This is a genomic window from Rhodococcus sp. T2V (assembly GCF_029269925.1).
Lineage (GTDB): Bacteria > Actinomycetota > Actinomycetes > Mycobacteriales > Mycobacteriaceae > Rhodococcus_F > Rhodococcus_F koreensis.
In genome coordinates this window covers 1-759 of the sequence record NZ_JARJBD010000339.1, presented here as the reverse complement: position 1 = coordinate 759, position 759 = coordinate 1, and the positions used below count along the sequence as shown (strand labels likewise).

The 759-nt window shown below is 65.0% G+C and carries 1 pseudogene; it reads left to right on the top strand.

Annotated features, from left to right (window positions below):
- Positions 1–109: 109 nt before the first annotated feature.
- A pseudogene (locus P3H15_RS54250) lies at positions 110–759 on the top strand (IS1634 family transposase); the annotation flags it as partial.

The window sequence follows — 759 nt, the reverse complement described above, 5'->3', positions numbered from 1 at the left end:
CCTGACTTAGGACATTACTCGCTGGTAGCTCGTCTGGCGGTGCTGTGACCTGTGTGTTCACAGATCGGCGAGGCCGTGTTGGGGCACTAAGCAGGTAAGGTCCAGGGCTGTGACGTACGTGCGGAAGGTGCGCACCGCGTCCGGTGCGGTTGCGGTGCAGGTGGTGCGCAAACACCGTGGTCGGCGGGAGATCGTGGCGCATGTCGGGTCTGCGCACACCGATGCCGAGCTGGGGGTTCTGCTCGAGCGGGCCCGCCTACTCGCCCAAGGTGATCAGGGCATGTTGGATCTGGAGGTGCCCGAGCCGACCTCGGCGGTGGCGGATGTGGCCGACTGGCGGTCCGGCAGGCTGCCTGCGCCGCCGACGAAGGCGAACAGGTCGGCGGCGTCGGGTCGGACGGTGCGCACGAGCGCGCGACTGCTCTACGACATGCTCGGTTTCGTCTACGACCGACTCGGGTTCGACGTCGTCGACGACGGTGTGTTCAAGGACCTGGTGATCGCCCGGATCGTCGAGCCGACCTCAAAGGTTGATGCGCTGCGGGTGCTCGACGACCTCGGCACGACAACGGTGTCCTACAAGACGATTCAACGGCATCTGGCGCAGATCGGCTCCGACGGCTATCGAGACCGGGTCGCTGCCCGGTGTTTCGAGTACGCCGCAGAAACCGGCGGCCTGAGCTTGGTGTTGTACGACGTGACGACGCTGTATTTCGAGGCGGAGAAGGAAGACGACCTCCGCAAGGTCGGGTATTCGAA